The organism is Shouchella miscanthi, assembly GCF_007725405.1.
Taxonomy (GTDB): domain Bacteria; phylum Bacillota; class Bacilli; order Bacillales; family Bacillaceae_D; genus Shouchella; species Shouchella hunanensis.
In genome coordinates this window covers 809,432-823,710 of sequence record NZ_CP042163.1, presented here as the reverse complement: position 1 = coordinate 823,710, position 14,279 = coordinate 809,432, and the positions used below count along the sequence as shown (strand labels likewise).

At 38.8% G+C, this 14,279-nt stretch carries 15 protein-coding genes and 1 CRISPR repeat array; of the genes, 2 read left to right on the top strand and 13 right to left on the bottom strand.

Annotated features, from left to right (window positions below):
* Positions 1-18: 18 nt before the first annotated feature.
* The 4 genes from FPV17_RS03905 to FPV17_RS03890 all read right to left on the bottom strand — a co-directional run bounded on the left by FPV17_RS03905 (position 19) and on the right by FPV17_RS03890 (position 2,829).
* On the bottom strand, positions 19-675 hold the full coding sequence (locus FPV17_RS03905) for an ABC-2 transporter permease (RefSeq protein ID WP_144558143.1): 657 nt from the start codon (positions 673-675) through the stop codon (positions 19-21).
* Positions 672-1,508, bottom strand: a complete 837-nt coding sequence (locus FPV17_RS03900) for an ABC transporter ATP-binding protein (protein WP_035396534.1) — start codon at positions 1,506-1,508, stop codon at positions 672-674. Before FPV17_RS03900 ends, FPV17_RS03905 begins: the two co-directional genes overlap by 4 nt.
* A gap of 82 nt (positions 1,509-1,590) precedes the next feature.
* Positions 1,591-2,451, bottom strand: a complete 861-nt coding sequence (locus FPV17_RS03895) for an ABC transporter ATP-binding protein (RefSeq protein WP_035396535.1) — start codon at positions 2,449-2,451, stop codon at positions 1,591-1,593.
* Entirely contained in the window at positions 2,452-2,829 is a 378-nt protein-coding gene (locus tag FPV17_RS03890) for a GntR family transcriptional regulator (RefSeq protein ID WP_035396541.1), read from the bottom strand. It abuts the gene before it with no gap.
* A gap of 272 nt (positions 2,830-3,101) precedes the next feature.
* On the opposite strand from FPV17_RS03890, the gene FPV17_RS03885 reads away from it, so the two are divergent.
* Positions 3,102-3,992, top strand: a complete 891-nt coding sequence (locus tag FPV17_RS03885) for an aminoglycoside phosphotransferase family protein (protein ID WP_144558141.1) — start codon at positions 3,102-3,104, stop codon at positions 3,990-3,992.
* Entirely contained in the window at positions 3,989-4,768 is a 780-nt protein-coding gene (locus tag FPV17_RS03880; RefSeq protein WP_035396543.1) for a Cof-type HAD-IIB family hydrolase, read from the top strand. The genes FPV17_RS03885 and FPV17_RS03880 overlap by 4 nt, the downstream gene beginning before the upstream one ends.
* Before the next feature lie 81 nt (positions 4,769-4,849).
* Here the strand turns inward: FPV17_RS03880 and FPV17_RS03875 are convergent, their stop codons facing one another.
* The 9 genes from FPV17_RS03875 to FPV17_RS03835 all read right to left on the bottom strand — a co-directional run bounded on the left by FPV17_RS03875 (position 4,850) and on the right by FPV17_RS03835 (position 14,015).
* Positions 4,850-5,932, bottom strand: a complete 1,083-nt coding sequence (locus tag FPV17_RS03875; protein WP_144558139.1) for a phosphotransferase — start codon at positions 5,930-5,932, stop codon at positions 4,850-4,852.
* 108 nt (positions 5,933-6,040) lie between these two features.
* Positions 6,041-6,533: direct repeats of the CRISPR family, unit length 32 nt; unit sequence ATTTCAATCCACGCACTCATATAGAGTGCGAT.
* 589 nt (positions 6,534-7,122) lie between these two features.
* Positions 7,123-7,461, bottom strand: a complete 339-nt coding sequence (locus FPV17_RS03870) for a hypothetical protein (RefSeq protein ID WP_035396556.1) — start codon at positions 7,459-7,461, stop codon at positions 7,123-7,125.
* 19 nt (positions 7,462-7,480) lie between these two features.
* A complete protein-coding gene (locus tag FPV17_RS03865; protein ID WP_144558137.1) occupies positions 7,481-9,475 on the bottom strand; it encodes a DUF6792 domain-containing protein in 1,995 nt (664 codons plus the stop codon).
* The gene (locus FPV17_RS03860) at positions 9,465-10,169 is read right to left on the bottom strand and encodes a YvcA-related protein (protein WP_144558135.1); all 705 of its coding nucleotides are present in this window, start codon (positions 10,167-10,169) and stop codon (positions 9,465-9,467) included. The genes FPV17_RS03865 and FPV17_RS03860 overlap by 11 nt, the downstream gene beginning before the upstream one ends.
* 288 nt (positions 10,170-10,457) lie before the next feature.
* On the bottom strand, positions 10,458-11,273 hold the full coding sequence (locus FPV17_RS03855; protein WP_144558133.1) for a PP2C family serine/threonine-protein phosphatase: 816 nt from the start codon (positions 11,271-11,273) through the stop codon (positions 10,458-10,460).
* Positions 11,266-11,391 carry a hypothetical protein gene (locus FPV17_RS03850; protein ID WP_367614625.1) on the bottom strand — a complete coding sequence of 42 codons (126 nt, stop codon included), beginning with the start codon at positions 11,389-11,391 and terminating at the stop codon, positions 11,266-11,268. The genes FPV17_RS03855 and FPV17_RS03850 overlap by 8 nt, the downstream gene beginning before the upstream one ends.
* A gap of 220 nt (positions 11,392-11,611) precedes the next feature.
* The gene (locus FPV17_RS03845) at positions 11,612-12,322 is read right to left on the bottom strand and encodes a YvcA-related protein (protein WP_144558132.1); all 711 of its coding nucleotides are present in this window, start codon (positions 12,320-12,322) and stop codon (positions 11,612-11,614) included.
* Positions 12,323-12,451: 129 nt separating this feature from the next.
* Complete coding sequence (locus FPV17_RS03840; protein WP_144558130.1) at positions 12,452-13,168, bottom strand: YvcA-related protein; 717 nt, start codon at positions 13,166-13,168, stop codon at positions 12,452-12,454.
* A gap of 133 nt (positions 13,169-13,301) precedes the next feature.
* On the bottom strand, positions 13,302-14,015 hold the full coding sequence (locus tag FPV17_RS03835) for a YvcA-related protein (protein ID WP_144558128.1): 714 nt from the start codon (positions 14,013-14,015) through the stop codon (positions 13,302-13,304).
* Positions 14,016-14,279 lie beyond the last annotated feature (264 nt).

Genomic DNA, 14,279 nt, shown 5'->3' with positions numbered 1-14,279 from the left:
GCATTAGATGCGCTTCCTTTAAAATTCTTTTCGTTTGTACAGGATGAGTGACACGATATAGGAAAGGACAAACACGATGAGGGTGATGCCAATAAACAATAAGCCAAAAAATAAATCGGCATCGGATCCAAAATAAGTTCCCTCTTTATTAAATACCATTGAAAAAACCGTAAAAGTCAATAAGTAAACACCAATTGAGCCACCCATTCCTAAAAGCAAAATCATGTCACTTTTTTCGGCACCAAGGATGTAGGTTAAGGGGTACGTAATAACTCCAGAGGTTAACACAATGCCAATGATCGACAAGATTCCAACAAAGAAATAATCAGTAGGCACCTGGTTAAATAATTGAGTTGCGATGAAATAAGCGGCTCCAGCAAGACCAACACCAACTAGAAGTAATAGAACAAAGAATAAATAGTGACTTTGAACAACTTTGGCGCGACTTATTGGAAGTGTAGCCATATATTTACTCCAACCTGACTTCCCTTCATGCTTTAACACCTCTAACGCCGGTGAAACCATAAAACCAATCGCAACAAAAGCCGCTAATCGATCGAGCATACCCCCTTCAAAAAATATAAGGATAACGACCGGAATGACGAATGCAAGCAACGCATATACCCATATCGATTTTTGCACACTATAATATTGATTTAATAATAACCCTTTCATACATGAACACCTCGCATTAGCAATACTGTGATTTCATCAATAGATGGCGCCTTGCCCTCTTTCCCTTTAACAAGAACGGAAACAAACGTCTCTTGTTCTCGATACGCGACAATCTCCGCTTTTGGTAAAGAATCAAATTCCTTCTTCGTACACGATCGTATGCGGTAAGTCGAAAGCAATGATTCTTTCTCAATATCAAATAAAATCCTGCCACCTTTAATGAAAATAAGCGAATCGGCAATCTTCTCAATATCACTCGTTATATGAGAAGAAAGAAGTATGGATCGCTTTCCATCACTGACAAACGTACGTAATACGTTCAGAAGATCATCGCGTCCACTGGGATCAAGCCCTGCCGTTGCTTCATCTAAAAGAAGCAACTTTGCATCGTGGGAGAGCGCCACAGCAACCGATACTTTCATCGACATCCCTCTTGAAAAAGAGCGTATTTTCTTTTTCCTTGGTAAAGAGAATTGCTCTACATATGAATAAAACATCTCTTTATTCCAATTGCGATAAATTCCATTAAACACACGTTCTAGTTTCACAATGGTTAGTTCTTCGGGGAGTTGAACAGTATCGAACACAACCCCAATATCTTCTTTAACAAAGTCTTTTCCATCTTGCATTTCCTGACCAAATATACGCACAACACCATGGTCCTTACGAATGGAACCAATGATAGAACCAATGGTTGTGGATTTACCTGCACCATTTTCCCCAATAAAGCCAACAATAGAGCCTGGTTTTATGGTAAACGAAATATTTTCTAAACCAAAGCCACCTTGCTTAAATGTTTTATTTAGTTCATTTACTTCCACTAAAGCATTCACAATTGCAATCTCCTTTTACCCTAATATTCTAACAATAGTCTCTTTGTATCTTCGTTGTTTTCACAACTATGGTTATACATAGTTAAGACATGTCACCGATCGTATACACCATAATCTCTTCTAAAGACGCCTTCTCCATCACCACTTCTTCTCCCATTAGACGTCTTACAAGACTAGCTTGATTGGTCAACGCTTCAAAGCCAACCGATGTCTCTTTCACTTGTAAAAACAATTTCCGAGTATCTGGATCAAGCAAGTCGATAGCACCTCTTACAATAACATGCTGATCAAGAATCGCGTCTTTTTCATCATTTAAAATGACCGTTCCATTATGGAGAAACAGGATATAATCGGCAATTTGCTCTAAGTCAGTCGTAATATGCGTTGAAAAAAATACGGCTTTTTCTTCATCTTGAATGATGTCCATTAACAGCTGCAAAATTTCTCTGCGGCTTATTGGATCAAGGGCTGCTGTTGGTTCATCTAATACAATCAAATCAGCGTGATGGGATAACGCAATCGCAATCGAAAGCTTCATTCCCATCCCTTTTGACAATTGACCAATCTTTTGATTGGAACGCAAGTTGAACTTTTTTAAGTAGTGTTCAAATCGATCATCATCCCATTTAATGTAGAAGTTCGAGACAATTTTCTTCATTTTTTCAATGGTCAAGTGCTGGTAAAGATGGTGATCGGAGAAAACAACTCCTACCCGTTGCTTTAATTCTTCCCTATTAGACTGATATGTCTGATTAAACAACTTGATTTCGCCTGAATCAGGTTGCACTAAATCAAGCATCAGTTTAATTGTTGTTGTTTTCCCCGCACCATTTGGTCCAATAAACCCCGTAATAAACCCTTTTTTAACGGAGAAAGAGATATCTCTTAACAAAAAGTTTTTATACGTTTTATGAACATGATGAAACGTGACGACTTCTTCCATTTACTCTTCCTCCTCATATAGCATTACCAGTAATTCTTGAAGTTGATGAAGAGAAATATCTAGATTTTTACTTTCTTTCACAATTTCCGCCAAGCCTTGTTCAACCATTTGCAAACGCCTCTCTTGAATGAGATCTTGATTTTGTCCTGCTATAAATGACCCTTTTCCAACATACGAAATGATAAAGCCGTCTCGCTCTAATTCTTCGTATGCGCGCTTTGTCGTGATGACACTAATTTGTAATTCTTTAGCTAGTTTTCGCATGGAAGGTAGCGGGTCGCCTTCCATCAACTCCCCTCTCAATATGCTTTGTTTAATTTGATTTTTAATTTGCACATAGATTGGTTCTTGTGACGCATTTGATAAGATAATATTCATAGGTACCTCTCAATTGTTATCTTTGTAACTATTGTACATATACTATATATACAATGTCAACCGTTTTATATTGTCTCTTTTCCATCGCTCAACGAGGATTTAAAGCATAAATGTCGAAATTACGTTTAAGAAGGATGTTTTATGAAACTCAAACAGCTTGCCACCGCTTTCTTTGCTGAATAAGAACTTTACTTTTCAATCATTGCGTACCGATCGGTGGCCATTTAAAGCTCTATAGAGATTTCTAGAAGACTGGGAGGAACCATTCAAAAATGACTGAATCCATATGGAAGGAACGCATTAGACAATGCGTTCCTACCCTACTAATTCATAAGCTAGAACATATACAATCAGGGTGGGATCATACCATCTTGATTGTAAACGACAACCTTGTATTTCGTTTTCCTAAAAAAAGAGGTTTAGAGACGGCACTACATAAGGAGTTAGAGTTAAACCGCGCTTTACAAGCAAGACAACCTAGCTTGTCTGTTCCAAAACTGACTCCACTCTTTATAGAAGAGACTTTAGTTGGCCTTTCCTATCCTCTTATTGCTGGTGTTCCAGTCAAAACCATTGAAGAACAAGTCACACTTTCAACAACGGATTGTCAGCACATAGGGAATTTTTTAACAGCTTTACATCATATCACTGTTGATGAACTGCCTAATTTACATGCCATTCATAGTCATTCGTTTTGGAAGACTCTGTATAATCACTTGCAACAGATCATCTTTCCACAGCTCGAAACCAACATCATCCGTGCGATAGACGTTGTATTTGAGACTTTCTTAGAAACATTATCAACAGACACTCGGCTATTAGTGCCCATTCACGGAGACCTTACAACGGCTAACATGATCTATAGCCAAAGCGAACAAAAGTTAGTCGGAATCATTGATTATACAGATGCGCAAATAGGTGATCCCGCTTTTGATTTTGCTGGTCTTTATTGGACATATGGTCTTGATACGGTTCTTTCTGTATTACGCTATTACAAAACAGATGAATGCAAGCAAGGCATCGTTGAACGAGTAAAACGGTTTTATGGACTTCAACCACTTTTCCACCATCTACTTTACTTGCACGAACAAAAAGAGCTAGACAAAGCTAGCCCTTTTGTTAACCGTTTTCTTAAATTAAAAAAATTGGGAGGGTTTAAATGACTTACGACATCGTCTTTTTTGACGTTGATGGGACGCTCACGAACAATCAAACCGGATGCATACCTGAGTCTTCCAAAAAATCAATTCACACATTACTAAATCAAGGGACACGCGTCGTGGCTGCCACTGGTCGACCATTATCTATGTGTGAAGAGTTAAAGAAGCTCGGTATCACGACGTTTATCACTGCAAATGGAGGGCTTGTTACACATCAAAACGACGTCATTTACAGTCAATGCATGAATGTAAAGACGGTGCAGGCGATTGAAAACTTCGCACGGCAACACCAGCACGCCTTGTCGTTTTACAGTCACACGTTTCATATGAATGGTTTTCAAAATGAGAAAATAACACAAGCCTTACAGGAAACTCTATCACTCGCTACCAATCCACCAATCCGACAAAAAGATACTCTTTTACCTGTCCATTTGCTTTGTCTATTTGGAGATGAACGAATTGAACAGCTCTACAAGACAGCGTTCCCATTGCTGCAGTTCAAGCGCTGGCATCCTTACATTTTAAATGTGTTGGAAACAGATATTAGTAAAGCACGGGCTATCGAAAGCGTGTTACATTACTTTCACCTTGACCGTTCTCGTGCAATTGCTTTTGGAGATGGGGACAATGATATAGAAATGCTATCTTATGTTTCCGTTGGAGTTGCAATGGAAAACGGTTCTCATGGGATAAAACAAGTTGCCGATTACATTACTAAGTCTTCTTCAGAAAACGGTATTGAGCATGCATTAAAGTATTTTTCCCTTATTCCTTCATGACATTGTTGGTAACCCTCAGATTGTTTTACCAGGAAGTAGGGGGAGTCATCGTGCATTCTCACCCTATTTCCACCAGTGATACTAGATGACTAGAGGAAATCGCATAATCTCTCTATAAACCTTTAGCTGATAGCTCGTTAGGCTCAATAAACGCTCATATTCGCTACAGTTGTTTTGCTGTTTTATGTGAAGTTCAACAAGTTTCGGTACTTCCCATACACATCTCAAAGCAAATGACGTAAAAAAGCCATATCGAATAAGTGCTTCGTTTAGTTGATTACCTGTCTCTGCCAATCCATCTACGTAAGAACGAAGCAAAAGCTTTTGGTATTCTTCCGCTTCTTGAATAGGAATAGCCTCTTGACTCAGCATAACGCCAAACAACTTCCCTAAATCTTCTCCTACTCCTGAAAGACTCATAAACTGCCAATCAATCAGTGTCACTTGCTCCTGATTAACAAATATATTTCCTTTACTCAAGTCTTGATGGGCAAGCACTCTAGGAAGCGCTTTCAATACATTCAACTGTTTATCCATGTTAGAAGTTAATGAGAGGTACGCTCGTAACCTATCGTTCACCTGTTCACTCAACCGATTTGAATCGACAAAACCGTCCACCTGCATTGCGTACTTCTGACTGCTTTTAATCCAAGATGCCAGCCAAGACCGACAAATCCATTCCTCGTCGTGAGCAGGACCATTTACGTACGTTCCGTTAAAGTGTCCGATTGATTTCGCTATAACAGCAAAATCTTCCTTTGAGAACTGCTTATGAGCCCCATTCACTTCTTCCATCCAAATCCAAATCGTACCATCACTTTTGTCCTCGACCTCATAACAGGTTGGGCTTTTTATGACATTCGAATAACGATTAAGAATACCAGTTTGATGGATAAGAGCCTCTCGTTTCCAATAATTATGGTGCTGCGGGTTCCGTTTATCCTCTACTTCTTGAATCACTTTTATTATAAGCGACCATTTTATCTTTTTAAGGGCCGAGCCAAAAACACGGTAAATGCCTTGCGTTGTAAAATTCACTTCTCCCGATAAAGCTTGTACGTTCCATTCAAGCTCTCCTTTTGTTAAAGAGCGCTTAAGCTTCTGACTCACACATTTCACTAGCGTATCTTGATTGATACTTGCTTTCATGTCAGTTGTAGACATACCTTCCACCCTTTTTAAACATATTCCCTTAATTTCTGCAGTATGAATTCACGCACTTCTAGAGAGTGCGATGACTCGGTGCTAGCAATTGAGACTAAGATCAAAGAGTTTTCAATCCACGCACTCATATAGAGTGCGATATAATGAATATTAAAATTGGAGATGTGGTTCTATATTTCAATCCACGCACTCATATAGAGTGCGATTTTTTATAAATTGTTTCTTCGCCAACCTTCACAAATTTCAATCCACGCACTCATATAGAGTGCGATATAAAACGGCTTTCGATTGCCCGGACCGTCAGGATTTCAATCCACGCACTCATATAGAGTGCGATTCCGTAACCTTGTTCAAGCCAATGTGATTTAATTATTTCAATCCACGCACTCATATAGAGTGCGATTTTGGTGTTAAAGTCCCTAGTAATGTGCCTAAAAATTTCAATCCACGCACTCATATAGAGTGCGATAAGGGTATATAGTGGCAAAAGAGCAGGAAGAGGCTATTTCAATCCACGCACTCATATAGAGTGCGATGCACATACACCAATTCATTATAAGGACATTTGGATTTCAATCCACGCACTCATATAGAGTGCGATAGCGGGAGAACGCTTAAAAGCACCTTTCTCCCCCTAAATATTACCACAAATTAGCCTTCAAGAAAGATTTTCAGCAAAACCAATTACACATTGTTACATATTAAGTCAAAAAAGCGGTGCGGGTCACCCAGGGTTTTTATGTTCGCTTAGGGTTCGCACCAATTGTGAAATTACTCTCAAAAAAGGTTCTCCTAAATGAAGATAACCTCTTTGTAGCTTTTGACTTGAAATTGGCTCTTTATTAATTGTTTGAATAAATTCACTGATTTCCTTTTTTCATACAATAAAAATCTATTATTTGACCTCTGATAGATGATCTTTATAAAAGAAAATTTAATAGAGTTCATCTAATTGTAAAAAAGGTCATATGGCGCGTGGTTGATGACAGCGACCATTTTTCAGAACGGTAACAAGTAATATTTTTATTCTATGACATTCATTAAATAAATAAAGAATTTAATTATGCTAAGTATTATTATTTGTTTTATTACATTAAGTTAGACAAACGTGCATCATCTACATACATCAAAAAGACTGCTTTAAAACAAAAACACCCTGATCACGACCAGCGCGTTTTAAAGACCTACTTTTAATCGGTAAGCATGCGCCTATAATGGAGGGATACTCGCTGCGTAGAGATATTTTCCAAATAGTTTTCAGCTAATTGTGTCGCTTGTTTTGCTTCAGAAGAAACCATTTCAATTCGTGTTGTCATATCTCTTGTCAATTCTGTTTCCTTCTCTTCAAGGGCGTCAATAAACGCGCCGCTGCTCGTACCTAAGCTGGCTCGAAGGGATTGGCCTAAAGTGGCTTGAAGGAAATAAAGCTGATTTATTGATAGTTCAAGCTGAAGTCGTTTCCACATATAGCTTGGTGGTTCTTTAAATTGGTGTGATATCACAACCACTCCTGTATCATCAGGAATCATGACTCATCCTCCTTCCTAATTACCCCGAAAGTGTAAAAATCGCGGCAACGTTATGTTCTTCATCAAAAATCTCTTCGATCCCTTCGCGCATCTTTTCAAGGAAAGTGCGTTGCTTTTCCAGTTGCTCCACCAAAGCCGCTTCCCACACTGGTCCTTCAGGTAATGCGATTCCGCCAATTTGGTCATGCACGACAATTCGCTCCATACGGCTGCCTACAGGCGCATGGCTTTTATTTAACAAGTGCTGATAGCCCTTAGGATTGCTTTCCATATCATCAAACGCTTGGACAAGCACCTTTTTTCGGGTTTCGACATCCTCTACGACCTCATGCTCATACAGACGCACAAACGCTTGTACTTGTTCTTGTTGTTGCTCAACAATCGTTAGACCGTTGTAATACGCTTCGACCGTAGTACTTAAATTAACACGGATCTCCTCGCCTCCATGCTGAGTGCTCAAGATCATTTCATTGTTCGAGTACGAAACTCCGTTTTCTGCATTCAGCGCATTCAACAATTCATGGATACTGTGGCTATGGCCAATTTCACTCATGACTTCCTGCAATTCCTTTTCTAGCGCCTGCCAATGGCCAGATAATTTTTCGCCATGTTCAATTAAGAGCAGCAAAAAAGCCAAGTCACTTCCTAATAGCCCACTTCCGCCATCTCGCATTAAATGCGGATATTCTTTATACACATCTTCAAGATGCTCATAATCATTAAGGATTTCCAAAGACTCGGTCAATCCATTCAATTCTTTGACAATGTTGTCTTTCGAAGTCTCATCAATGTAGCCAGCCTCAACCAAATACCCGAACACCTCTTCAGCCGAATCGTTTAAGCCTTGAACTGTCTCTATGATCGGCCCTATGTTCCGCTGGAATTGTTTGATATGGTCAAACTCTGTCAATGCCTTGCTTAACAAATCAAAAGCTTGTGGAATTTTCGCCCCTACTTGCCCAAGCGCATGGGAACGAGCCATCTCTCCCCGCATAAAGGCAGGGTACTCATCTAAATCAATCGTTTCCGATTCCATTAACTTTTGAAAATCAGCTTGCAACTCGCTAACATCATCAAACACCGTCCGTTTGAGACCCGTCATGTCTTCTAGCACTCCAAGTGCACCATCTACCCCATCAGTTACATACGCATCAGCGGCCGGCATAAAAATCGTTTGCCACTTAGCGATTTCCTCATCTGGCAAATTGGCAAAAAGCGGCGACAGCCCTGCATAATTGTTGTTCGTTACAATCCCCTCTTTCGCGTCGATCGGAACCGTCACAAATCCTCGCGTATTTTCCATCAACGCATAAAGGGGGTCATTAATCGAACGAAGTTGGTAAATGGAACCGGTGTCGATTTTTTCTTCTATGTACTCGATGGCAAATTGTTCGAATTCATGAGGGGGAAGGGTGTAGATGGCATTTTTGTTTGTTCTTGGTAGATTGAAGTTTTGATTGACTTCTCTATAAAAATGGTCATCAATATTGTAAAGTTGATATGCATTTATTTGCGCGCCATTAACCCCATAAATCTTGTCAAAACTTTCATTCAACACTTGAGCCGTTAAATTATTATTATTGGCGAGCGAATGACCTAGACCGACTGTCAACATTTCTTCATCGTTTATATTAAACGCCCTTTTTGCTTCATCAACAAAAGTATCGGTATCAATTGCCTGAGATGCGTCTTTTCCTTGGAACAGGCCAATCGCATTATACAGCCAATCCCCCTGATCATTAGAGCCTTGTGATATTACGTAAAGCTGATTGATGTTTTTCTCTTCGTTCTCAAAATAAATTGCTGTTCCATCGTAATCTGATTCCAAATCGTTACTTTCATTTGAAGTGTACACTTTCATGTCTGCTGGGAGCTCTTCGCCCGTTTCCTCTATATAAATTCGCCGCACTTCTTTTTCAAATTCCTCTTTTGACATTCCATCTTTCATCTTGTATTCCAACTGAGTAATACGAAGCCAAACTTCGTCTTTTTTTAATAATTCGTCATTCGTCATCCGTCTCGCCTCCGTTGCCACGAGTTCCGGAAAACTGAATGGATTTCACCCATTCAAGAGCAAATTCTTTTTCCTTTTCTAGATTAATCTCACATCCATCAGCTTGTTTGTTTACGCAGCTAACATCGTACACAAATTCTATAACCTGGGGGGCTTGTTTTATAGAGACTTTATATCCCATTACAACATATTCATTTGTGGCCATTTTTTTTATTCCGTAAAATATCGTACCCTCTTCTTCTTCAACTTCATTCCATTCTTCTTCAAATTCCCATCTCCACCTTAAATTATCTAAGATACGTTCAGGTTTTTTAGCGTTTCCTCCATACTGGTATTGAAAATTCCCTGTATATCCTCGATTTTCATTTTTATTTTCATAGGAAATTCTAAGCTTTTCATAATGGTCCCCATCCACACCAGATGCGTTGTCCATAAACACAGCCTCTTCTGGAAACCATATCGTAAAGGCATCAATTTTTGAGCGCATTAAATAATACCCATCCGCTATTGGCTCTGTCGACACCATCAGTTCTCGGGAATACTCATTTTGAAACGCATCAATCTGCGGCAAATCTGCCGGATCCATTTCCGCTGGTGTTTTTTCTGTTTCTTCTTCTGGTGAGCTATCCATTTGGCCACATCCTCCTACTATCAAGGCAATAACAATTGCCAACAATATCTTGCTTTTGACCATTCTACTCGACTCCTTAGGCCTCACTACCGCTTTTTTATCATTCTTAACATAATTATGAAAATAGCGACACCTACATAAGGCTTGTGAGTTTATACCTATTAAGGTTAGTATTCATGAATATTATAACTAGTTGATAATAAGTAGAATCATTTTTTTATATAACCTCTATCATTTATTCAATTAATAGAACATAGAGAAAATCTACATACTTAATACCTAGGTTAATTAAATTGTAGATTTTCTTTTACTATGTTTTCATCATTGGACAGTACCTCCTTATCTTTTTGCTTAATGGTCGCTTGGTCTTGTCGCTTCCTTCAAAATATTTACTTTCCAAGAAACTATGGTAGTGCTATCTCTGACATCATTACCTTGGATATTCTTTAGCATGGACCAAACAATACATTCATCATCATTAGATTTAAAGAAAGTATTATAAATGTTTATCGGGTTTGAATACGGTTCATTAGGGCATTCAATTAAACCATCAGTAGTTAGGAAAATGCGACTTTTTCCTTTTCTTAGTTCCTTTATCCCCACACTGTAACATGGAACTTCCTGTTCAAAAGTATTATTTTGTCCTATCCATTCGGAGAATTGTCTTTGATTTAACTGATACTGTCCTAGTGCAGCTAGTTCTGGGTGCAGTAAATAAAGAATACAGTCCCCAACTGAAAACCACCATACATATTTATCTTTTCTTACCACAATTAAACAAGCAGCTTCTCCATTAACATTTTGGCAAGCAGATAAAAATTCTTCAGATTGAAGCATATTTAATGTCTTTTCTTCTACACTTTTAAAAGTTTGTCGAGTTATCGGCAAAGATAATAAATGTTTTATCTGAGAACTTTCATTTTTGAATTGTTTTAAAATGATTTCAGCACTCTCGGATGTATTGTGCGCATCCAAAAGAATAACGAATTCCCAATCTTCCTTTTCATTTACCCATACCAAACACCCATCTTCATTCTTGTATTGTCCTACATTCGAATTACCACCATATCGTCCTACTTCTATATGATTGATTTGAAGAATATTTGGTTTATCTACGAAATTTTCTTGGCTTCCTATCCAGCTAAAGTCTTCAACAGGATTATTCATTAACATTATTTCCATTTCTATCAATATGACCAACATATACAAAATCATCTTCAAAGATTTTCATTCCTGAAGTTTGAATGTTCCCAACGTGCTTTTTGCAAATAAAACACTCTTCCATCGTGAATATCTCCTTTTAATAATATTAATAAATTACGTAATCTCGTTATGAAGCCGATAGCAATGAAGATTACGCATTTGTAGATACAGAAATTTTTTCAATAAATTATTGGTGTTTTTTTATATTCTCTTCTTATTACGGTAATGAAATTAACTAGAAAGCAATTGGAAAAATCACTAGAATCTGCTTTCTTATCGGTTTGTCTTTCTTTAATAGTTCGTCATTTGCCATCGGTCTCATCTCCATTGCTAAGGGTTCCGGAAAACTCAATAGATTTCACCCACTGGAGTAAGTATTCTTCTTCTCCCGATAAATCTATTTGGCAACTTTCGGCTTCTTTATCTAAACATGAAACGACATAAAGAAACTCCATTGCTTGAGGCTCTTCTTGGGATGACACCTTGTACCCCATAAAAACGTAATTTTGATAGCCTTTAAAATCTTCTATTGTATACCCAAAGTATGTAAGACCGTGGTCATCCTCAGCTTCTACCCACTCCTCCTCATAATCCCAGCGTTCTCTTAAGTTATCCAAAAGTCGTTCTGGTTTTTTTGCATTTCCCCCATAGTTATATTGAAAACCGACTACATATCCCCGATTTTCCTCTTCATTTTCATAAGCAAAACTAATTTTTTCATAATGGTCCCCATCCACACCAGAAGCATTGTTCATAAACACAGCCTCTTCTGGAAACCAAATCGTAAAGGCATCAATTTTCGAGCGCATTAAATAATACCCTTCCGCTACTGGCTCTGTCGACACCATCAGTTCACGGGAATACTCATTTTGAAACGCATCAATTTGCGGCAAATCTGCCGGATCCATTTCCGCTGGTGTTTTTTCTGTTTCTTCTGGTGAGCCATCCATTTGCCCACATCCCCCTACCAGCACGGCAAGAACAACCACCAGCAATAGCTTGCTTTTGTTCATTCTGCTCAACTCCTTACAACTTCCTTAGATCTCCGTATCACTTTTCCTAAGGACGTTACCGAAAAATGATTAGAGATTGAAAAAAATACTAGATTCTTCTTTCTTATCGGTATGTGTTTTTTTAACAATTCACCAGTCACCATTTGTCTCATCTCCGTCGCCACGAGTTCCGGAAAATCGAATCGACTTTACCCACTGGAGCAAGTATTCTTCTTCTTCCGCTAAATCTATTTGGCAACTTTCAGACTCTTTATCCACACATGATGCAATATAAAGAAATTCCATTCCTTGAGGTTCTTTTTGAGATGACACTTTATAGCCTATGACGACATATCGCTGGTAGTCATCCATGTCTTCAACTTTTGAACCAAAGTACGTGAGACCATGTTCATCTTCAACTTCTTTCCAGTTTTCTTCATAATCCCAGCGCTTTCTTAAATTATCCAGTATCCAATCTGGCCTTTCAGCATACCCGCTATAATTATATTGGAAGTCAACCAAATATCCCCGATTTTCTTCTTCGCTTTCATAAGCAAAACGCATTTTTTCATAATGGTCCCCATCCACACCAGAAGCATTGTCCATAAACACAGCCTCTTCTGGAAACCCAATCGTAAAGGCGTCAATTTTCGAGCGCATTAAATAATACCCTTCCGCTACTGGCTCTGTCGACACCATCCGTTCTCGGGAATGTTCGCTTTTAAACGCATCAATTTGCGGCAAATCTGTCGGATCCATTTTTGCTGGCGTTTTTTCTGCTTCTTCTTCTAGTGAGCTATCCATTTGGCCACATCCTCCTACCAGCATGGCAAGGACAACCACCAGCAATAGCTTGCTTTTGTTCATTCTGCTCGACTCCTTACAACTTCCTTAGATCTCCGCTATCACTTTTCCTATGGACGTTACCGGAAAGTGATTAGAGAGTGAAAAAACTACTAGATTCTGCTTTCTTATCGATATGTCTTTTTTTAACAGTTCATCAGTCACCATTTGTCTCATCTCCGTGGCCACGAGTACCTGAAAACTGAATCGACTTCACCCACTGTAGTACATAACTTTCTTCCTCTTCAAGATCCATCTGGCAACTTTCAGACTCTTTATCCACACATGATGCGATATAGAGAAATTCCATTCCTTGAGGCGCTTCTTTGGAAGAAACTTTATAGCCTATGACGACATATCGCTGGTAACCATCCATGTCTTCAACTTTTGAACCAAAGTACGTGAGACCATGTTCATCTTCAGCTTCTTTCCATTCCTCTTCATAATCCCAACGGCCTCTTAAATTATTCAGTATCATATCTGGCCTCTCTGCATACCCACTATAATTATATTGAAAACCAACTAAATACCCTCTGTTTTCCTCTTCACTTTCATAAGCAAAACTAATTTTTTCATAATGATCCCCATCCACACCAGAAGCATTGTCCATAAACACAGCCTCTTCTGGAGCCCATATTGTAAAGGCGTCAATTTTTGAACGCATTAAATAAAAGCCTTCCGCTACTGGCTCTGTCGACACCATCAGTTCTCGGGAATACTCATTTTGAAACGCATCAATTTGTGGCACATCTGCGGGATCCATTTCCGCTGGCGTTTTTTCTGCTTCTTCTTCTAGTGAGCTATCCATTTGGCCACATCCTCCTACCAGCATGGAAAGAACAACCACCAGCAATAGCTTGCTTTTGTTCATTCTGCTCAACTCCTTAAAAATCTCTTATCTCAATTCACGCACTTCTATTAATTGCGATCACGAAAAAAGGCTAACGTCATCTTCATACCCCTAAATATTACCATACATTCATCCTTCAGAAAGGCTTTCCAGCAATAGCTATACACATTGTTACATGTTGAGTCGAAAAAAATGGTGCAGGTCTCCTAGGCATGTTATGTTTGCTTCGGGCCCGCACCATTTTCACAGTGCTACGTATTTTTTATTTGTGCTTTTTCTCTATCA